We start from the raw sequence: 20,910 nt of genomic DNA, 5'->3' as shown, positions 1-20,910 counted from the left end.
GTGTTAAATTTTAAATTTATCCAAATTAGCCGAAAGATAATCCCATGTTGTTGGGGGAACCAACGTTTTTACCTGTTCATATTGCCCAGCTGCTAATAGCTTTCTTACTAATGAAGCTGATACAACACAATTGTTTTCGGATATTCGTTCAACTTCTACAACTGTGATAGCTGGTAGATTACTTACCGTATTATCTTCAAGCCAATAGCGCATCGCATCGTTATAAGCTTTGGTCACCTCATCAAAAGGTTCAGTCCCGACAAATCGATAAGTGATATTGAGACTTGGAGCAATATAATTTCGGAAAATTAGCAGATCGATACCCATATAGGCTTGATCAATCTTTGTCTTATCTTTTAGGAAATAAGTAGGAAATGTTGCTCTAGATATAATATAGGGTGAGCTTGCATGCACAGTGACATTCTTTATCTGCTTTGTGCCATCTTTAACTAACTTTAAGCGTGTATCAAAGGAAAATTGCGAGGCATTTTCATTGACAACAAATACATGTAACCAATCACATTGACTTGCCGCATATTGTACTAAGTATTGATGACCTTTAGTAAAAGGATTAGCATTCATAACAATGCTACCAATTTTTTTCCCTTCTTTTTTCTGTGCATTGAGTTGTTTACAATATAGCTGTATTCCGACTGGATTGTTCTCCATTAGGACAACTAAATCGGTTATTTCAACAATCGGGTAAAAACCGCATCCTTTAAAGAAATCTATATTTTCAGGCTTTGTGTATAAAAAAAGGTGAAAATAGCCGTTTTCATTGGCATATTTTATGGTGTGATCCATTAAAGTCAGATTTAGTTGATTACCACGATATTGAGGATCGATGGCAACACATTTGATAATATTGCGATCCATACCTGCACAAGCAATAATTTTATCGTTAATTTTTGCAACCATAAAAAGAGTCACTTGCGAATCTAAATCAAGATCCGATCGAGATAATAATTGCTTAATGTCTTGATAGTCTTGTTCTGATTTAGAAATATCAACGATGGTATAATCAACTAAATCATACATAAAATTACCCTCTTTCTGCTACAACGTAATTGGTTAAACGACCAATTCCTGTAATTTCGACTTCAATCTTATCACCATCTTTCATAAATACTGGAGGATTACGTTTTTTACCTACGCCACCAGGTGAACCAGTGAGGATGACATCTCCAGGCGATAAACGAGTAAATGTACTGATGTAAGAAACAAGTTCTGGTACGGTGTGCACAAGATTTTTAATTGAATCGTGCTGCATTTCCTGACCATTTAGATAAGTCGTTAAAGATAAAACTTTTGGATCAGGAATTTCATCACTGGTTGTAATGCATGGACCAAATGCACCAGTACTTGGCCAGTTTTTACCGGCAGTAAACCAAGTGTATTGCCAATCACGGATAGATCCATCCATATAGCAACTGTAGCCAGCTACATGTGATAATGCCTCTTCTGGTTTAATACGAAATCCTGCTTTACCAATAATAATGGCTAATTCACCTTCGTAATCTAATTCGTTAGTGATAGCTGGTTTGATAATATTAGTTTTGTGCCCTGTTTGAGAATCAGGAAAACGAACGAATAACGTTGGTGCTGAGCTAGTTTCGTTAAATTCCGCGCGTTTTTCAGCATAATTCATACCAACACATAAAATTTTGTTTGGATTTGGGATAACAGGTAGATAAATAATGTCTTGTTCATCAATGTCGCTTGGTGCATCAAGATAAGTTTTGGCGACAGAGAGTCCTTCTGGATCAGCAAGTAGAGATTTTAAATCGGCATATTTATTACCTAATTTTTCTTTTAAATCAACAATACCATTGTGAGTAAGAAGACCAAAACTTGCTCGATCAGAGACAAGATAACTGACAAGCTTCATGAAAACTCCTTAAAAGCTGTTTTATGCTAAATTTAACTATAAATAAAAACGAACAACCTTAGATAAACTAAGGTTGCTCTTTAAAATTTTAATCTAAACTAAGAAATTGCCGAGAATGAGTAATGACACTGATACATTTATTGCACCACCTATACGGGTTGCAATTTGAGCAAATGGCATTAACTCCATACGTTCTGCGGCAGTTAAGATTGCTACGTCACCTGTTCCGCCTTGACCACTTTGACAACATGAAATAACAGCAGCATCTATCGGATACATACCTAATTTTTTAGCGACAAAGAAACCAGTGGTGACTAAACTAACAACAGTACAAACAATAACAATTAAATTTGTAATAGTGAAAGCAGCAACGATTTTATCCCATGGAGTGATTGCTACACCTACCGCAAATAGAATTGGATAGGTAACAGACGTTTGGAAAAATTTGTAAACGACTTGTGAACCACTTAATACTTTCGGTGAAACACCTGATACTAACTTAACAAAAACTGCAGCAAATAACATTCCTACCGGAGCTGGAATACCTGTTACTTTATGACCAATCATACCAACCATATAAAGAATCGCTGCTAATAATACACCTGAAGCAAATGTTGTTACATCGATAATAGGTTCAGCTTTAGCTGATTTTTTAGCACCCATTAATTCATCATCTTCTGAAGCCGGTAATAATCGTCCATTACCAGTTAAATGTGGATAAGCTTTACCAATACGGTTTAGAATACCACCACAAATAATACCCGTTAAACCACCTAACATAACGATTGGTAATACACGGCCAAGCGCCTCACCTTGTTCCATACCTAATATTGATGCATATCCGATTGAAAGAGGAATAGCTCCTTCACCAACACCACCTGCCATAATAGGTAATACCAAGAAGAAGAATGTTTCAAATGGTGATAAACCTAATAAATAACCAACACCAACACCAACTAACATTCCAACAATTTCACCACATACCATTGGTCCAAATATTTTTAAGAATCCTTGAATAAGCGTTTTCTTATCCATATTCATAATACTACCAACGATAATACAACAAATGTACAGATACAAAATGTGCGTATCTTTGTAGAATTTTGTTGTTGCTTCGACAACCGGAGTTGGCAAAATACCATAATATACTAATGCCGACGGAATGAAGGTTGCACAGATCGCTGCTGCTCCCATTTTCCCAACGATTGGTAAACGTTTACCAATTTCACCACATAGGAAGCCAAAGAATGCACAAGTTACCACCATCACAACAATTTCGCTAGGTAATTTACCAGTTACTAACACTTCAGCAAAAATTAGAATACCAGCAATTATAAATAATGGAAGCGGGATTACACCAATTTTATAATTGTCCATAAGCCGCCACCAATTGTATGGCCATCCAGTTAGTTGTTGATTCCCATTGTGAGAACATTTATCATGTTTTTGTTCATCAGAGCTCGATACTGATTCTTTTTCAGTCCGCGTTTTCCCGATTGAATTAAGATCCGCCATATTTTATTTTTCTCCAAAAAATCTGAATTGCTAAATTGGCGCATATGGTTGCAAAATTTTAAACCTAATTTTGTGATTTAAATCATACTTTGAGTGTGGTTTTTATGGTTTTAAAGGCTATATGTTTTTTAATGCTGTGATAAACTTAAAGTCAATACTAAATTTTTAATATGAGCGTTATTATGCGAAAAAAAGTACAATTATCTTTTGCGACAAAGTTATTTCTGTCCCTTTTGCTTTTTTCTTTAATAATGCTCGCACTTTTACAAAGTTATATATGGAATGCAACGAAGACTACATTATATAAAAGTTTGGGTGAAAAAGCACAAATTCAAGCCAAAGAATTGTCTGTGATCCCAAGTTTAATAAAATATGTTAAAGAAAAAGATACTGTCGAGTTAGCCAATTTAGTTAATGATATTTTTGAACAAAGTGATGCCAGCTATATCGTTATTGGTGATGAACAAGCTTATCGATTATATCATACCTCAAATAATAAGTTATATTCACCAATGGTTGGTGGGGATAATAAGGAAGTATTAAGAGGAAAGAGCAGTGTTACTATTAGCGAAGGCTCGTTAGGTTTAGCACTTCGAGGTAAAGCTCCTATTATGGATCAAGGTAAAATAATAGGGATTATATCTGTTGGTTATATGATTGATGATATATATGTATTACATATTAACCAATTTATACCCATCATCATTTTTTGTTCCTTACTCTTTTTTGCATTGTTTGTTTTTTCGTTCTTTTTTTCAAAAGCAGTTAAAAAACAGATGTTTAATTTAGAGCCTAAAGAGATTGCCTTACTGGTTAAAAGCCAAAAGTCAATAATGGAATCTATTTTTGAAGGGATCATCGCCATTGATCTTAATTATAAAATTATCAATATTAATCAATCAGCTCGCAATATGTTAGACATCATTGCGAGTGATCAAGATTTGCTTAACCATGATTTACGCAATGTTATCAAATCAACTGATTTTCTTTACGGCAATGAAAATCAGACAAAAGATGTGCATGATTATATTTGTTACTTTAATAATATTATTGTCATTGCTAATCGAATTCGTGTGATTGTGGATGATCAAATTCAAGGTTGGGTGATCACTTTTCGCAATTATGATGATATCAATTTATTAAGTATGAAATTGACTCAGGTTACTCAATATATTGATAATTTGCGGGCTTTACGGCATGAACACCTTAATTGGATGGCGACTTTATCGGGACTCATTTATATGAAACGTTATGAAGAAGCGCAATCCTTTATTACTTTACATTCGGCGGATAATCAAAACTGTTTAGATTTTATTTCTGAACATTTCAAAATACCGGCGGTTTGTGGATTATTAATTGGTAAATATTCAAAGTCACATGAAATTGGCTTGAATTTAATTTTTGACCCTGCATGTCAATTAAGTGCATTACCTGTATTGATCACTGAAACCGAGTTTATGTCAGTGCTAGGTAATTTACTTGATAACGCTTTTAATGCGTGTTTGAAAAATAATCAGGGTGATAAAACGATTTATTTGTATCTAAGTGATGCAACGGATGAAATTGTATTAGAAGTGAGTGATCAAGGATGTGGTATAGATGCAAGTATTCGAGAATCAATATTCGAACCAGGCGTAACCTCTCAAGATGCTAAAGAGCATGGTATCGGTTTGCATCTTGTTTCAACCTACATAAAAAAGGCTAATGGTTATATTACATTTGAAGACAATACACCATATGGCACAATTTTTTCAGTTTTTATACCTAAATAATAAAAAAGAGGTAAATGCATGAGTGAGCTTAACGAATATAAAGAAGAGGCCATAAAAGTTCTTATTGTTGAAGATGAACCTATTTTAGCAGAATTAAACGCTGAATTTATTCAGAGGGATACCAAAGTAAAAGTCGTTGGGATTGCGTCAAATTTAGATGAAGCTAAAATAATGGTTGAAAAGTTAAAACCAACATTAATTTTACTAGATAATTATCTGCCCGATGGTAAAGGTATTGAATTATTTGAGTATATTATTAATAACCAACTAGACTGTTATGTTATTTTTATCACTGCTGCAAGTGATATGGATACGTGCAGTAAAGCTATACGTTTTGGTGCTTTTGATTATTTAATTAAACCGGTATCTTATCAACGATTAAAACATTCACTTGAGCGTTTTGAGCTTTTTTTATACCGTCAAAGTTTACAAAAACATGTCAATCAAAGGCGTATTGATGAATTGTTTAATTTGCAAACTAAGGATTTTGTTGATATCAATCGTCACTCTAAAGGGATTGAAGAGATTACTTTACAAAAAGTTAAAGATCTATTTATGAAGATAGACGAACCACAAACGGTAGATCAAATAGTCGAAAAAGCAAATATTAGTAAAACTACAGCCAGACGATATTTAGAATATTGTGTCCAAACTAAATTATTAGTAGTTGAACTCAATCACGGGAAAATAGGGCGTCCTGAAAGACTTTATAAACGATTAGGAAAGTAATGGTTTGTGCATAGTTAATATGTTGATCCGATTTTATATAGTTTATGATGATTTAAATATGCTTATTCGTTATTTTAGCCATTAAATATTTGATGCTAAATTGAATAAATCCAACGGTTGGAGAGTTTCAATTGAGTATCAAATATTAGAAGTAAATGTATGTCTATAACAAAATAATTATTATAGCAAATAATGAAATAAGCTTACCAAATGAATAAAACACAAATGTTTTATAATACGATAAGCACCATTACCGATGGAAGCGCATACAGTGACCTATTTAGTAAATGAATGATAATACTTAATATTAGTTATGATGGGCTATTAAAAGCCCATCTAAATGTTTTTTTCATTATTCTTTAATTCCACTATCTTTGATCACTTGCTGATACCAATAAAAGCTATCTTTTTTAATTCGGTTAAGCGTTTTTAAATCATGGTCATCCCGATCGACATAAACGAAGCCATAACGTTTTTTAAAACCTTGATGTGAACTCAATAAATCAATTATTGACCATGGACAATATCCAAATAATTCAACTCCATCCTCAATTGCATCATGACAAGCTAAAATATGGGATTTTAAATAATCGATGCGATAATCATCATGTATCTTATTGTCAGCGGTTAACGTATCTGGGGTGCCTAAACCATTCTCAGTGATGATTAATGGTAAACGATATTTTCGATAATATTCATTTAGTACAAGACGTAGTCCCATAGGGTCAATTTGAGCACCATAAGTTGATGCGATTAAATTTGGGTTTTTCTCGATTTTAAAATAACCATAAAGGTCAAAATCGATATCTTTTTCTTTCGTGCCAAATGGATGCGCATCATCCTCAGGTAAATAACTGGCAACTAAAGTTCGATAATAATTTACGGCAATAAAATCGGGTTTTGCTTGTTTTAATATTTCTGCATCTTCTGGATGAGTATCAGGATAGATTCTACAGCGGGTTAGATAGTTTTTATAATAGCCAGGATAATCACCAAAACAGTACATTTCAAGCGCATAATGAGTTTTGAAATTATCGTTCATTTTTGCAGCCCATACATCCATGGGTTTGTTACTTGCCGGATAAGTCATCGTGGATGAAACCGCAGGACCGACTTTACTGTCAGAAATTAATTTATGACAATCATTGGTTGCCATTGCATGTGCAACAAACATATGATAATCCATTTGTGCACGAACTTTTTCAATATTTTGTGGTGCAACGTTATACATATTCATTCTTTCATTTACACGAATCATCAGATTTTGTTCATTATTAATCTGCCAGTGTTTGACTCGATCGCCAAATGCTTTATAACACACTTGAGCATAGCGTCTAAATGCATTCACTGAACGACGATCTTGCCAACCATTGTATTTATCAACTAAGGCAAAAGGTAAGTCAAAGTGATAAAGCGTTATAAAAGGTACAATATTGTTTTTAAGTAATTCGTTAATGACTCGATTGTAAAAATCAATTCCTGCTTGATTTATTTCACCTTCGCCATCAGGAATAATTCTTGCCCAAGATAGTGAAAAGCGATAGGTTTTTAATCCTAATTCTTTAAATAAAGCAATATCACTTTCGACATGATGATAAAAATCACTGGCAACTTTACTGTCTGCTTGTGTGGCGGAGCGTTGAAATGAATTATAATCAGCAACGGTCATTCCTTTTCCATCCTCATCCCATCCTCCTTCTATTTGAAAAGCTGACGAAGATGCTCCCCACCAGAAATCCTTTGCAAAAGCTTTCATATCTAAACCTCTAAACTTGAATAACGAATAAATTGTCTGTAATACTTACTTGAGATTGTTGACAATCTTTTATATTTTTATATTGATCGGAATTAACCACAATAATTGAAGTGGTTAAATCAAATTCCGGTTTTATTTTGTCAATATCAAATGAAACTAATTTGGTTCCTTTAGTAATATGTTGACCAGCGTGGACATAAGACTGGAAGTATTTACCTTGTAAGTTAACCGTATCTATGCCAATATGAATTAGCAGTTCAATACCATTATCCAATTTTAGACCCATAGCATGTAAAGTAGGGAAGAGCGCTGTAACAGTGCAGTCTTCTGGTGCAATGATTTCACCAATATTAGGATAAACTGCGATTCCTTTTCCCATTGCTCCTGAGGCAAATGCTTCATCTTTAACACAATTTAAAGCAATCACATCACCAGCAACAGGAGACACAATAGCGGTATCCGATGTTAATTGGGTTTGTGATGATGTTTCAATTGTCTTTGATGCTTCTTCATTTGCTATATCATTAAATCCAACAATCATCGTCATAATGCATGAACCAAAAAAAGCAAAACCAATACCAATTAAATAACATAAGAAAGCTTTTGTACCTGCTTGTGCATAAACAGGTATTGTTAATATCCCTTGGTTAGCAAAAGCATTACCATAAGCACCTCCCCAACCCATCAATCCACCTGCGATTGCACCACAAATCACGGCACAGATCATCGGTCTTTTTAATCTTAAGTTCGCCCCATAAATAGCGGGTTCAGTAATGCCAAACAGAGCAGTAACTGTTGCTGAGGCAGCCACTGTTTTCAAATTTTTATTTTTAGTTTTAAAAAATACTCCAATAGCGGCACCTGCTTGCGCAAAATTAGCCGCACCTGCAAATGCAAGAAGATTTTGCCTTCCTGTTTGTGCTACATCATTGATACCAATTGGCACAATCGCACGGTGAGCGCCAAATATCACTAAAATACACCATACGCCACCAATAAAGGCACCTAATAAGATAGGACTAAAACCCATGATGTAGTAATAGATCCAGTTTATAAATTCACCAATATAAATTCCAATTGGACCGAAAACAAGTAACGTAGTAGGGATCATGATGAGTAGTGAAAATGTGGGTACCATGATTATTTTTAAGACTTCAGGAATGATATTTTCTAAAAATTTTTGTACATAACTTAAAATAAAAACAGTAATAATAATTGGAATGACACTGGATGTATAGTTGGCTTTAGTCAGTTCAATCGCAAAAAAGGTGACCTCACTTTTACTTGTCATTAACGTCACAATCGTGGGATAACATAGCGTTGCGCCAATAATCATTGAGATGAATTGATGGGCTTTAAATACTTTAGCTGCGGTATAACCTAGAATTATTGGCATAAAGTAAAATACAGCATCAGATGCTGCATGTAAAATAATATAAGTATTATAAGTTTTAATGTCCGTTGAATAGTAATTAGCAATAATAACCGCAATTGCTAAGATACCTTTTAGCATACCCGATGCAGCTATTGCTGGAATAATTGGGGTGAAAATGGCGGCAAAAGCATTGAGTATTCTAATGCCAATTGATACTTTGGGTTGTTCTTGTTTTATTGAGATTTCTTCACCTATAAGTGGTAAAAGTGCCTCATAAATTTTACTGACTTTATTTCCCATTACCACCTGATATTGCCCATTACTTTTTACAACTGAAATGACGCCTTCCGTTTGTAATAATTTTTCATGATTCGCTTTATTATTATCGTTTAATTGGAATCGTAATCGAGTCAAGCAATGGCTTACACTGATAATATTTTGCTTATTCCCAACCAACAGTAATATTTGCTGTGCAATTTTCTCATAATCCATTATTTTCTCCCTGATGTTAACAATGGTTAATTTTTGGTAGAAAAAAGACCAAACAGACCAGAATTGTTGTTAACATTGAAACAATCATGATCATGTATAGTTGATCATATTAATTTTATTAATAATACTTTTTTACCATTGAGTTAACTTTCATCAACCTAACACAGATTAAAAGGTTAAACAAGATTGATTTGAATTGTAGCTAACTATTTTATTTCGTTATATTTTTAACTTCTAGGATCGTAAGCATTAAAATTATAATTCATGGAAGCAGTGCAAAAAGTCGTGTTTATTACTTTGGTCTTGTACTTTTTTTGGCACATATAATATTTGCTTTAGGATTGACGGTTTTCCAATCATGGTAGGTTATGTTTATGTTAGTCTGTTATATTCAATGACGGCGGCTTATTGCAGTCTAGCGACTGTAGCGATTTTGGGTACCATGTTTTATTGTTTCTATTATTCAAATAGAACAATAAAATCAAAGTATTGATAAATATCTCTAAATGTCCATAATATATTTTTGTACTGCTAAGAAAGAGTCAGATATTTAGCCCAAAATGCTGTCATTGTTCAATTAATATTGTGATAAAAACCAAGTAATAGCAATTAAATCAGCAGTACCACCGGGACTTAAGTTGCGTTTTATAAATTCTTCATCTAATTGATTTAAAAGTTTAAAAACATTGGCATGAGTCATTCCACCTAGTTTAATGAGTTTTTTCGCCTCTTGTTGAGCAAAGGTTAATCCTTCTAAGCCACCTCTAGACACTAAATTAGTATCTTGATTATAGGCAAGCAGATGTAACATTGCTTGCAGTAAACAGGTTTCTTCATCGTAACCACTATCTTTCATCGTTTTATAGATAGGAAGTGAGATGTTACGAACCGTTGCATAGCCTGATTCTGCTTCCCCTCTTGCTCCAGACAGATTGTGAAGTTTAAACAGTTTTTCACCTATTGAAGTGGTTTGGTTATTTTGTCTCAGTTCGTTGGTAACAATTCCTTGGCAAATGGTTGAAACTTCATGACAAATATTTTGCTTATTGATTGTTAAGCCTAGTTGTTCTAGTTTGCCAATGGCACCTAGTAATAGCCCAAAAGCAAAAATACCGCCTTTGTGTGTGTTGACTTGATTCGTCGCTTGGTACATTGCTTGCTCACACTCTATACCAATCGGTCTAATTCCTGCCAAAAATTGTTGGTTATTCTGCAAAGCAGATGTTTGACCATAACGATAAAAATGTTCAAACCATGGGCAGATTGCTTTGATACTTTGAACAAAAGTGTGAAAGTCCATATCACGATGTGCACCGTTGTTATTCATATCAACCAATCCAGGTTTAGGCGATAAACAGATCTCTTTTATTAATGCTTTTGTCGCTAATTGTGCGGGTACAGATTGATTGTTATCACTGTTTAATTCATGTTCTAATAGTGCTATTTGCTGTGAATAATCACTCATTATCAATGGTTACCTATAGGCGATGATATAAAATCATTTTTTTGTGATGCCATATTTTCAGATCGCCAACTCATTCAAGCAAAGGGTTGGCGGATGTTTTATTTACAAAATCAATAATTATTGTGTGGTGATGCAGCAAGAACTTCACGATTTCCATTGTGGCTAGGAGCACTAATGATACCTTCAACTTCCATTTGTTCCACAATTCGGGCTGCTCTATTGTAACCAATACGGAATTTTCGTTGTACACTAGATATAGACGCTCTTCGTGTTTCAACGACAAAGGCTACCACTTGGTCAAATAATGGATCAAGCTCTTCCTGAAACAGATCCGCTCCTCCGTTTTCACCATCATCGGTTGCGACGGTAACGTTTTCAATGTATTTTGGTGTACCGCGCGCTTTCCAATCTTGTACCACTGCGTGTACTTCTTCATCACGGACAAACGCCCCGTGAACACGAATTGGAATAGAACTATTCGGTGCTAAATACAGCATATCGCCCATACCGAGCAACGATTCGGCACCCATCTGATCTAGAATGGTGCGCGAATCAATTTTACTTGATACCGTAAAAGCAATACGAGTTGGAATGTTCGCTTTGATTAAACCAGTGATCACATCTACCGATGGGCGCTGGGTGGCTAACACAAGATGAATGCCTGCGGCTCTTGCTTTTTGTGCTAGTCTGGCGATTAACTCTTCCACTTTTTTGCCAACAGCCATAATAAGATCAGCAAATTCATCGACCATAACGACAATGTAAGGCAGTTTTTCCAGCGTTGGCATTTCAAAATCCATACTGTCAGTTGGTTTCCAAAGGGGATCTGGAATCGGTCTACCCATATTTTCGGCTTGCTTAATTTTGTCGTTATAACCTGCAATATTACGTACGCCTAAAGCTGCCATAAGACGATAACGGCGTTCCATTTCGTTAACACACCAATTCAGTGCATTAGCGGCATCTTTCATATCCGTAACGACTTGGGTTAATAAGTGTGGAATGCCTTCATAAATGGATAACTCAAGCATTTTTGGATCGATCATTATAAATCTTACATCTTCAGGTTTCGATTTATATAAAATGCTTAAGATCATCGCATTAACACCAACCGATTTACCTGATCCCGTTGTCCCTGCTACAAGAAGATGAGGCATTTTGGCTAAATCTGCAACTACAGATTGTCCTGCTATATCTTTACCGAGTACAACAGTGAGCGGTGATTGTGCATTTCTAAATTGAGGGCTATCAAGTACATCTCTAAAATAGACGGTTTGGCGATTTTTATTTGGTAATTCAATTCCTACATACGGTTTGCCGGGAATCACTTCTACCACACGTACAGATGGCATGGATAATGAACGGGCTAAATCACGATCTAATGTTGAAATGCGTGCAGCTTTAATGCCTGGTGCAAGTTCAATTTCAAAGCGAGTAATAACAGGTCCAGGTAAATAGTCAACGACTTTTGCTTTAACTCGATAATCAGATAAACTTTTTTCCAGAAGATTGGCCGTTGCGTTTAACGCTGAATGATCGATTTCAATTCGTGTTGTTGGTGGTGCTGTCAGTAAATTCAACGATGGTAAAGGTGTTGTTGGTTTTGGCAAAGGCTTATTGTCACGCCTTAATAGAGGGTGAATTAAACTTTCCTCTTCTTTCTCGTTCTCATTGTCATTTTTTTTCTCTTTTTCTTCTTTTACCTGCTCTACTTCAACAGTAGAATGTTGAGGTATTTCTTCTATCTCTTGTTCATCAAGATAGATATCATCAATAACAGGGTTCACTTTTTTCAAAGACTCAATATCAACATCATAGGGTTGTTGTCTTTCAACAACTTCTTCTTTGGGTTTTTCATGATCATTGTCAACCTCAATGATTGTTGAAAAATCAGTTTTTGGTGGTGTGATTTCACTGATAGGCTCAAATGGATTTATTTTAATCTCTTGGTTCAGTTCTGTTTTATGGGAATCATAGCCTACTGTGAATAAAGGTTTGCTCGGTGCATCAGAAATGGTATATTTGTTTTCTTCCAAAGCTTTCACCTCTTCAGATTTATCTGATTGTGTGTCAGGTGAGGTTTTTCGCTCATTCATATTTTTTAAGATCACTTCCATACGAGCTAAAATATCATTAGAATCAATGTTCTTTTTAGATTCATCACGAGTATCTTGATTCGATAAATCGTTTTGATCCATCGTTGTTTTTTCAAGCTCTTGCAATAATTGTTCCGCAGTTTTGATGAATGCTTCATTATCTTTATGTATGTTTGATTCTATATTTTGTTCTGCTTTATCTGTATTGATTTCATCATTGATGTTTTCTTCACTGGCTATGATTGATGTTGATGGGGCGATCTCAGTTTTTACTGTATCGCAATCAAGTGGCATAGTGAATTTTGGTTCTTGCTCTTTATCAACAATTGATGGCTCTGTGTCTGTCTGTTGGTGAGTATTGATTATCGGGTTAGTTTTACGTGATAAAATCAACTTTGAAAATGGCGTAATGAGTAACATAACCAAAGCACCTAATTTTTCCATTAAGTAAAACCAAGATAACCCAGTTAATAAAGTGATGCAGGCAAGGCTTGTAATGAGTAATACTAATGAAATAGTCAGAGTATTCATTACAGGTAAAAGACTTTCAATGACAATTGCTCCTAAATACCCTCCAGCGTTAAATTGTTCCGCATCACGAATGTTTAAGGCAAAAAAACCGGTACTACTAAAAATAAATGCTAAAATACCAATTATGCGAAATGATAAACTAAAATAATTGATAGGTGCATTGGCGTTACGATAATAATAGATCACCAGTTGTGAACTAAAGAATATCGAGATAAATGGGATAGTGAAAGCAATAAAACCTAAGAATTGGAATAAAATATCTGAAACATAGGCTCCAATAAAGCCACAATAATTGCTGATTGGATAGTGCCATGCAGTACGAGACCATCCAGGATCAGATGGATTATAAGAAAATAGGGATAAAAATAGACCAACAGATAATCCTATAATTGCCAGTAAAATGAATTGAGTGATTATCTGTTTTCTTGTTGTTTTTGACTTTTTCAAGTACATACCTAAACAATTGCAACAGTTAACATTGTTAGCATTTTATCATAAATTGCATTCTCTCACAGAGTGAATAAACCATAAAGCATCATTATTCTTACTAGTATTAATCCATCCATGATAGGTTTTTGATAAATCTTTGTCCGTTTTGTACCGTATTTTAAGTATTTTGTCTATGAACGACGAAATTAACATTAGTGTGTTTGTGAACGAATTTGGCGGGTGACTTTCCATAATTCAACCCTTTTTTAGGTAACGTATGCGTCACTTATGATTAGTCTAAAGAAACAATTTTCGCAATTTTGTATTGTTAAAGAGGGTATTTATCATACCGATTGAACTATTATCCTCAATATGACCATTGCGTAGAATACCGTTGTGAGTAACGGTAATATTTTTAATCACAATACAAGAATATGGATATTAATAGGCACTGTACAATTATTTTGAATATTGTTAAATATTGCCAAGATAAATCAAGCAATATCACTCTCGCTAGAGGGTATTAAACCTAATTAATACTCATTGATTGCAAATTCCATAACCAATAATATTCAGCGTATTGATAATATATTAATGTCCATGAAGTTGTGGATATCCATCTCCTCCTAATTGGTAGATCATGGTTATTTTATTTTGATATTTCTGATTTTTAAAAAGAGACCGACAGCAAGAAAATTGCATAAAATCATGGAACCTGTCATTAACCATTCACTAATGTTGTCTGAAACTGTTGTTACAGTTGTAAAATTTGAGACCAGTAATGATAATGATATACCAACAGCTCCCGCTACTGCGAATCGAATTGTGCCCGCAAGCGAAGAGGCTGTTCCGGCGATATGTGGGTAAAAATCTAAAATAATTGCCATGCTATTTCCGCCTATGGTTGACATACAGCCAATATATCCAGCAATAAAGATAATCAAATAGATGAAATCTAAATTAAATAGTGTCACGACCATCAGTCCAATTGCCATTACAAATTGGATAAAAAGACCTAACTGCATCATCTTAAATGAACCCACATGCTTAACTAAACGGCTGTTTAGTGTATTCATAAATACCATAACAATAATATTAAGCGCAAAGTAATAACCAAAATTTGTCGGTGCAACACCATGTAGGTTCATATAAACAAAGGGTCCTAAACTTAAAAATGAGAATAAACCTGCGCCTGCAAAGGCTCCTATCATCATATAAGCCAACACTTGCCCATGACGGAATAACGTAATGAAATTACTCAAAATACGGGTGAAACTGAATTTAGCGCGTTTTGTTTTTGATAATGTTTCTGGAATAAAAAAGATAACTAAAGCCAGTCCTAACAGTGCAGTTAAACTAATAGTGTAAAAATTAGCTTGCCAATTAAACCAATAGAGAATAAATCCACCAATGATCGGTGCAAGCAGAGGGGCGACATTGGATATTAGCATTACAAACGACATCATTTTAGAAAAGTCATCGCGATCCCGATAAATATCTTTCATTAACGCATTAATTACTATGGTTGTTGCGGCGGCAGCAACGCCATGAAAAAAGCGAGAGGTAATTAATCGATTGATATTTTCGGCAATACCACAACTTAATGCTGCAACTATGAAGATAACCAGACCCACAATTAAAACATAGCGTCGTCCGTAGCTATCAGTAATAGGACCAAATAAGAGTTGTCCAAAAGAAAATCCTAATAAATAACAACTAATGGTAAGTTGTACTGTCGCATCCGCTACGTTAAAATCTTGAGCAATGGTTGGCATGCTTGGTAGATACATATCTATGGATAATGGCATTAACATAGATAATAATCCAAGAATTAAAATCAGTTTTTTTTTGGAAATGTTGATTCCTAACTGTAAATGTTGATCTTGCACTGATTGAGTCCTGTTTCTGTTCTAACCTGTACAGTGATGAATATGTTGTCTAAAAAACGATAACCATACCTGCAATTTAGTAAAAGATGTTGAAATATTCAATATTGATTTAACCTACTAAAAATTATTTAACTTGATTAAATATCTTAATTTTAGTTAAACGAATTAATTTCATCTTGAGTGAGGGGGCGATATTCGCCCTCGGGAATATCAATCTTAATATTGCCTATTTGTTTACGGTGTAATTCAACCACATGATTGTCTACAGCTGCAAACATACGTTTAACTTGATGATATCGTCCTTCGCTAATGGTAAGCTCCGCATGGAAATCGTCAAGAATATTTAATTTGGCTGGTTTCGTTAGTGATTTCTCACTTTTTAATTGAATACCATTGTTGAAAACTTTGATGAGATCTGCACTTAATGGGCGCTCAACAGTCACCAGATAGATTTTTTCACAATGATGCTTAGGCGAAGTAATGCGATGTGACCACTGACCATCATCAGTTAATAGTACCAATCCTGTTGTATCAAGATCCAATCTACCAGCAGCATGAAGTTTTTCTGGCATAGGTTCATCAATAAAATAAAGAATCGTTGGGTGATCAGGATCATCGGTTGAGCAAACATAACCTTTAGGTTTATTTAACATAAAATAGCGGTTTTCGGTAATGGGTGTAATCTTAAAGCCATCATATTCAACAGTTTGTTTAGGTGATAATTGATGAGCACCTGATTTAATAATTGCACCGTCAACAGTGACTTTTTTTGCTTTTAATTCTTTATTAACAATCGTTCGGCTGATACCGAGATGATGAGCAAGAAACTTATCTAATCGCATAAATTATGAATTTTCCTGTATTACTTTAAAGGGGTATAAATATCAAAACGATGATTCTTCGTTTTAATTTCTGCTGTTGGTTTTTGGTTAGCTAAAAAGGGTGCATAGCTAGGGCGTTTAACCACTACACGTTTGTTGGCTAACAGCCTTGCTGGCTCAAGTAAACTGTCTGCATCTTCATCGCTGCCCACTAATTGCTGAAAAATGCGCATCTCTTTTTTGACGAGTGCACTTTTGGTTCGATGAGGGAACATAGGATCAAGATAGACCACATCGGGTTTTTGAGTGTGAGTGCCTAATCCATCTATACTTGAGTGATAAATCAAATGTAGATGTTGCTGTAACCAAGAACCAATATTTTCATCTAAATAAGCACGCTGTAGACCGTCTTGTAATAGTGCCGCAACAACAGGATGTCGTTCAAACATAGTGACATGACAACCAATGGCGGCAAGTACAAATGCGTCGCGGCCCAGTCCAGCGGTGGCATCGATAACCATTGGTAAATGCTCCCCTTTAACGCCAACAGCCTTAGCGATAGCTTCACCTCGTCCTCCACCAAATTGACGACGATGAGCCATAGCACCGGATACAAAATTGACGCATATTGAGCCTAATTTGGGTTCGTCGTTTTTTTGTAATTCGAGTTGGTTGTTTTGATTTACAAGAGTGAACGGCAGATCGGTATGTGTGGATAACCACTGCTCAGCGATTCGTTTGAGCTGAGCAGTGTCAGGATTACTTAATTCCATAGTGACGAAGCAATGCCTCAAGTTGTGGTTCGCGACCCCGGAAATTTTTGAATAATGTCATTGGTTCATCGCTGCCACCTTGTGACAAGATATTGTCAAGAAAAGCATTGCCGGTGTTAGTATTGAAGATACCTTCTTCTTCAAATCGTGAAAATGCATCAGCTGACAATACTTCTGCCCATAAATAGCTATAGTAACCAGCGGCGTAACCACCAGCAAAGATATGACTGAAAGCATGTGGAAACCGACCCCATTCAACAGTGGGCACTACAGCTACTTGTTGTCGGACTTTTTTTAGTGTTTCTAAAATATCCGGATCTTTTTGACTGTGTAAAGTAAAGTCAAATAAGCCAAACTCTAACTGGCGTAAAATAAATAATGCCGCTTGATAGTTTTTAGCATCCAACATTTTATCTAACATCTCTTTTGGTAATGGTTCACCAGTTTGATAATGTCCTGAGATAAACGAAAGTGCATCGGGCTCCCAGCACCAGTTTTCTAAAAATTGACTTGGTAATTCCACCGCATCCCAAGGTACACCATTAATACCGGCAACGCCTGGTACTTCAACTTCGGTCAACATGTGGTGTAAGCCATGCCCAAATTCATGAAATAAGGTAGTGACTTCGTTATGAGTGAATAACGCAGGTTTATTACCAATCGGTCGGTTAAAATTACACGTTAAATAAGCAACAGGTTTTTGTATATGACCGTCAGCAAAATGCATTCGACCGATGCAATCATCCATCCAGGCGCCACCACGTTTATGTTCGCGTGCATATAAATCAAGATAGAAGCTACCTTTAAGTTCTCCATCAGCAGTATAAAGATCATAGAATTTAACTTCTGGATCCCAAACCTCAACATCTTGGCGTTCTTTCGCAGTAATACCAAAGAGCCGATGTACAACTTCAAATAGACCACTAATCACGCGTTGCTCTGGAAAGTACGGGCGTAACTCTTCATCATTGATGGTGTAAAGATGCTGTTTTTGTTTTTCGCTGTAATAGGCTATATCCCATGGTTGTATATCACTGGCACCGAAAAACTCATAAGCATAACGTTTAAGTTCGGCAAGTTCTTTTTCGCCTTGTGGTTTGGCTTTAGAGGCTAGATCAGTCAGAAATTCGATTACTTGCGTGGTGGATTTTGCCATTTTTGTCGCAAGTGATTGGTCAGCATAGGTCTTAAATCCTAATAATTGTGCAAGCTCATCGCGTAACGTTAAAATTTGTTTGATGATTTGGGTATTATCCCACTTACCAGCATTTGGACCTTGGTCTGATGCACGGGTATTATAAGCTTGATAGAGTTCAAAGCGTAGTTCACGGTTATCGCAATAGGTCATTACGGGCAGATAGCTTGGAATGTCTAAGGTAAGTAACCAGCCTTCTTCACCTTTAGCTTTAGCCTGCTCTTGGGCAGCTACAAGGGCACTTTCGGGTAGCCCCGACAAGGCTTTAACATCCGTGATTAATTTAGACCAACCCATAGTTGCATCTAATACATTATTGCTATAGGTTGATGATAATTCGGATAGTTTTGCAACAATTTCACCATAACGTTTCTGTTTTTCATCGGGTAAGCCAATGCCTGATAATTCAAAATCACGTAGGGCATTATTAATAACTTTTTTCTGAGCTTTTGTCAGTTTGGCATATTGTTCACTTTCTTTAAGTTGTTTATATGCCTCATATAAAGGTTTATGTTGACCAACCCAAGTGCTGTATTGAGAGAGTAGTGGTAAACACGCTTCATAAGCTTCGCGTAATTCAGGGCTATTTTTGACCGAGTTTAAATGACTAACAGGCGACCAAGCACGACTGAATTTTTCGTCCATTTCATCAATTGGTTGGATTAAATTTTCCCAAGTATAGTGGTTGTTTTGTTTTAATACTGTTTCAATCGTATGACGGCTATTTTTTAATGTTTCTTGTATGGCTGGCAAAACATGTTCTGGCCTAATCTTTGAAAATAGGGGTAACGGTGCGTTTGTTAATAATGGGTTAGTCATGTTACGATACCTTATGTACATTGATATTTTCTATTAATAGAGAATAATATTGAGGCTAAAAAACGTTTATTCAAGGTTTAATAAGAATGATCCTTATAATCCCATTAGTTTGCGCTCACGTTGCCATTCAATAGGTGTATACGTTTTTATGGATAGCGCATGGATACGATTATCATTAATAAATTCTGCTAAAGGAGCGTAAATGGCTTGCTGTTTTTTTACTCGGCTAAGATCAGCAAATAATTTTCCAACTGCAATAACTTGAAAGTGACTTCCGTCGTCAGTCATAACATGAATATCGTCAAGTTCAAGTGAACCTTTTAATTTATTTATAATTTCTTGTTTATCCATTATTTATTCTCATCATTACTCTAAACTATAGAGTTTATTTTTGTAAAAAAGTTTCAGGTTATGGGGGTGTTTCAGTATAAAATCTAATAAATCAATCATCAATGACATGTTGTAAATCATATAAAGTGATTAATGTTTGTAATTGTGGATTTATACTTTTGAGTTTTACACAATATTTAATACAAAAATAGACTAAAGTCGCGAGTCCTGAAGAATCAACTCGGCTCAGCTCTCCTAAATCAATGTATTTAACACCATTTAATATAGAGCTTTGCGCTGACCATAAATCATTTAAAGCGTGAACATCGAGTTCACCCTGTAAATACAATACATCTTGTTGTTTATCTGTTTTGATTCGCGACATTATAAAATAGCCTTTTTATTTAGCGTTAAGATCAATATTGCGATTTGATAGATCATTGAGTTGTTTGGTTAATGCTTCAATCCCTTTTTGGCGCAAAATAGTTGCCCATTCGTTTTGTTTAGTGGTAACCATGCTTACCCCTTCAGCGGTTAGGTCATAAGCTTTCCATTCACCAGTAACAGTATTTTTTCGCCATTGGAAATCAATACGGATAGGTTGTTGATTTTTATCTGGTTGATTTAATAATATCCGGATTGAAACAAGTGATTTGCCATCTAAATTTTTTGATTTTTCAACTTGATAACTCTGACCATTGTACATTGATAGCGCTTGAGCAAATGCTTGTATTAAATAGTTTTCAAACGCGTTGAAGTAAGCTGTACGTTGTGCTTCAGTCGCAGATTTATAAGCACTACCTAAGATTAATGCCCCTGCATATTTAACTTGTACGTAAGGAAGTAAATCCCTTCTGACCATATCTTTAAGTTTGTTCGGATCAGATTTAATTGTTGATGATTCCGCTTTCATCGTACTAAAAATTTTGTCTGCTGCAACTTGCATATCTTGATATGGATCGTTTGCAAATGCCGTAGCGCTTATCATTAAAGTCAGTACTAAAAAAAAGGTTTGTTTAAATTTGGTTAACATAG

At 35.2% G+C, this 20,910-nt stretch carries 15 protein-coding genes and 1 pseudogene; 2 read left to right on the top strand and 14 right to left on the bottom strand.

What is annotated here, in order from left to right:
• Positions 1 to 3 precede the first annotated feature (3 nt).
• The 3 genes and pseudogenes from citC to J3U13_RS01205 form a co-directional block, all read right to left on the bottom strand.
• Positions 4 to 1,038: a [citrate (pro-3S)-lyase] ligase gene (citC, locus tag J3U13_RS01215; protein ID WP_267339568.1), complete on the bottom strand. Its 1,035-nt coding sequence runs from the start codon at positions 1,036 to 1,038 to the stop codon at positions 4 to 6.
• 4 nt (positions 1,039 to 1,042) lie between these two features.
• On the bottom strand, positions 1,043 to 1,888 hold the full coding sequence (locus J3U13_RS01210) for a fumarylacetoacetate hydrolase family protein (RefSeq protein WP_267339567.1): 846 nt from the start codon (positions 1,886 to 1,888) through the stop codon (positions 1,043 to 1,045).
• A gap of 93 nt (positions 1,889 to 1,981) precedes the next feature.
• Positions 1,982 to 3,277: pseudogene (locus J3U13_RS01205) on the bottom strand (2-hydroxycarboxylate transporter family protein); the annotation flags it as partial.
• Between the two features lie 308 nt (positions 3,278 to 3,585).
• Between J3U13_RS01205 and J3U13_RS01200 the strand changes: the two are divergent.
• Positions 3,586 to 5,175: an ATP-binding protein gene (locus J3U13_RS01200; protein ID WP_267339565.1), complete on the top strand. Its 1,590-nt coding sequence runs from the start codon at positions 3,586 to 3,588 to the stop codon at positions 5,173 to 5,175.
• A gap of 18 nt (positions 5,176 to 5,193) precedes the next feature.
• A complete protein-coding gene (locus tag J3U13_RS01195) occupies positions 5,194 to 5,904 on the top strand; it encodes a response regulator (protein WP_267339564.1) in 711 nt (236 codons plus the stop codon).
• 352 nt (positions 5,905 to 6,256) lie between these two features.
• Here J3U13_RS01195 and J3U13_RS01190 read toward each other — a convergent pair whose 3' ends face one another.
• The 11 genes from J3U13_RS01190 to mlaC form a co-directional block, all read right to left on the bottom strand.
• Positions 6,257 to 7,660, bottom strand: coding sequence for a glycoside hydrolase family 1 protein (locus J3U13_RS01190; RefSeq protein WP_267339563.1), 1,404 nt, complete (start codon positions 7,658 to 7,660; stop codon positions 6,257 to 6,259).
• 10 nt (positions 7,661 to 7,670) lie between these two features.
• Positions 7,671 to 9,527, bottom strand: a complete 1,857-nt coding sequence (locus J3U13_RS01185) for a beta-glucoside-specific PTS transporter subunit IIABC (RefSeq protein WP_267339562.1) — start codon at positions 9,525 to 9,527, stop codon at positions 7,671 to 7,673.
• Positions 9,528 to 10,104: 577 nt separating this feature from the next.
• On the bottom strand, positions 10,105 to 10,992 hold the full coding sequence (gene citG, locus J3U13_RS01180; protein ID WP_267339561.1) for a triphosphoribosyl-dephospho-CoA synthase CitG: 888 nt from the start codon (positions 10,990 to 10,992) through the stop codon (positions 10,105 to 10,107).
• Positions 10,993 to 11,102: 110 nt separating this feature from the next.
• Complete coding sequence (locus J3U13_RS11420; RefSeq protein WP_416380623.1) at positions 11,103 to 14,066, bottom strand: DNA translocase FtsK 4TM domain-containing protein; 2,964 nt, start codon at positions 14,064 to 14,066, stop codon at positions 11,103 to 11,105.
• A gap of 626 nt (positions 14,067 to 14,692) precedes the next feature.
• Positions 14,693 to 15,937, bottom strand: a complete 1,245-nt coding sequence (locus tag J3U13_RS01165) for a Bcr/CflA family multidrug efflux MFS transporter (RefSeq protein WP_267339560.1) — start codon at positions 15,935 to 15,937, stop codon at positions 14,693 to 14,695.
• 152 nt (positions 15,938 to 16,089) lie between these two features.
• On the bottom strand, positions 16,090 to 16,779 hold the full coding sequence (gene rsuA / locus J3U13_RS01160; protein WP_267339559.1) for a 16S rRNA pseudouridine(516) synthase RsuA: 690 nt from the start codon (positions 16,777 to 16,779) through the stop codon (positions 16,090 to 16,092).
• 20 nt (positions 16,780 to 16,799) lie between these two features.
• Positions 16,800 to 17,531: a class I SAM-dependent methyltransferase gene (locus J3U13_RS01155; protein ID WP_267339558.1), complete on the bottom strand. Its 732-nt coding sequence runs from the start codon at positions 17,529 to 17,531 to the stop codon at positions 16,800 to 16,802.
• Entirely contained in the window at positions 17,518 to 19,545 is a 2,028-nt protein-coding gene (prlC, locus tag J3U13_RS01150; RefSeq protein WP_267339557.1) for an oligopeptidase A, read from the bottom strand. Before prlC ends, J3U13_RS01155 begins: the two co-directional genes overlap by 14 nt.
• A 93-nt stretch (positions 19,546 to 19,638) precedes the next feature.
• The gene (locus tag J3U13_RS01145; protein WP_267339556.1) at positions 19,639 to 19,896 is read right to left on the bottom strand and encodes a BolA family protein; all 258 of its coding nucleotides are present in this window, start codon (positions 19,894 to 19,896) and stop codon (positions 19,639 to 19,641) included.
• 91 nt (positions 19,897 to 19,987) lie between these two features.
• A complete protein-coding gene (locus tag J3U13_RS01140) occupies positions 19,988 to 20,260 on the bottom strand; it encodes an STAS domain-containing protein (RefSeq protein ID WP_267339555.1) in 273 nt (90 codons plus the stop codon).
• A gap of 15 nt (positions 20,261 to 20,275) precedes the next feature.
• Positions 20,276 to 20,908 (bottom strand): phospholipid-binding protein MlaC, encoded by a 633-nt coding sequence (mlaC, locus tag J3U13_RS01135; RefSeq protein WP_267339554.1) that lies wholly within the window; start codon positions 20,906 to 20,908, stop codon positions 20,276 to 20,278.
• Positions 20,909 to 20,910 lie beyond the last annotated feature (2 nt).

This window comes from Gilliamella sp. B2887, from assembly GCF_026537015.1.
Lineage (GTDB): Bacteria > Pseudomonadota > Gammaproteobacteria > Enterobacterales > Orbaceae > Gilliamella.
The sequence above is the reverse complement of the archived record's forward strand: the minus strand, read 5'-3'. Positions and strand labels throughout refer to the sequence as shown.

Bases quoted from the DNA above. Each gene is read 5' to 3' on its own strand.
- J3U13_RS01140 (WP_267339555.1), bottom strand. From the start codon at position 20,260: ATGTCGCGAATCAAAACAGATAAACAACAAGATGTATTGTATTTACAG.
- citG (WP_267339561.1), bottom strand. From the start codon at position 10,992: ATGAGTGATTATTCACAGCAAATAGCACTATTAGAACATGAATTAAAC.
- prlC (WP_267339557.1), bottom strand. From the start codon at position 19,545: ATGACTAACCCATTATTAACAAACGCACCGTTACCCCTATTTTCAAAG.
- J3U13_RS01210 (WP_267339567.1), bottom strand. From the start codon at position 1,888: ATGAAGCTTGTCAGTTATCTTGTCTCTGATCGAGCAAGTTTTGGTCTT.
- J3U13_RS01200 (WP_267339565.1), top strand. From the start codon at position 3,586: ATGCGAAAAAAAGTACAATTATCTTTTGCGACAAAGTTATTTCTGTCC.
- mlaC (WP_267339554.1), bottom strand. From the start codon at position 20,908: ATGTTAACCAAATTTAAACAAACCTTTTTTTTAGTACTGACTTTAATG.
- J3U13_RS01195 (WP_267339564.1), top strand. From the start codon at position 5,194: ATGAGTGAGCTTAACGAATATAAAGAAGAGGCCATAAAAGTTCTTATT.
- J3U13_RS01155 (WP_267339558.1), bottom strand. From the start codon at position 17,531: ATGGAATTAAGTAATCCTGACACTGCTCAGCTCAAACGAATCGCTGAG.
- citC (WP_267339568.1), bottom strand. From the start codon at position 1,038: ATGTATGATTTAGTTGATTATACCATCGTTGATATTTCTAAATCAGAA.
- rsuA (WP_267339559.1), bottom strand. From the start codon at position 16,779: ATGCGATTAGATAAGTTTCTTGCTCATCATCTCGGTATCAGCCGAACG.
- J3U13_RS01145 (WP_267339556.1), bottom strand. From the start codon at position 19,896: ATGGATAAACAAGAAATTATAAATAAATTAAAAGGTTCACTTGAACTT.
- J3U13_RS01190 (WP_267339563.1), bottom strand. From the start codon at position 7,660: ATGAAAGCTTTTGCAAAGGATTTCTGGTGGGGAGCATCTTCGTCAGCT.
- J3U13_RS01185 (WP_267339562.1), bottom strand. From the start codon at position 9,527: ATGGATTATGAGAAAATTGCACAGCAAATATTACTGTTGGTTGGGAAT.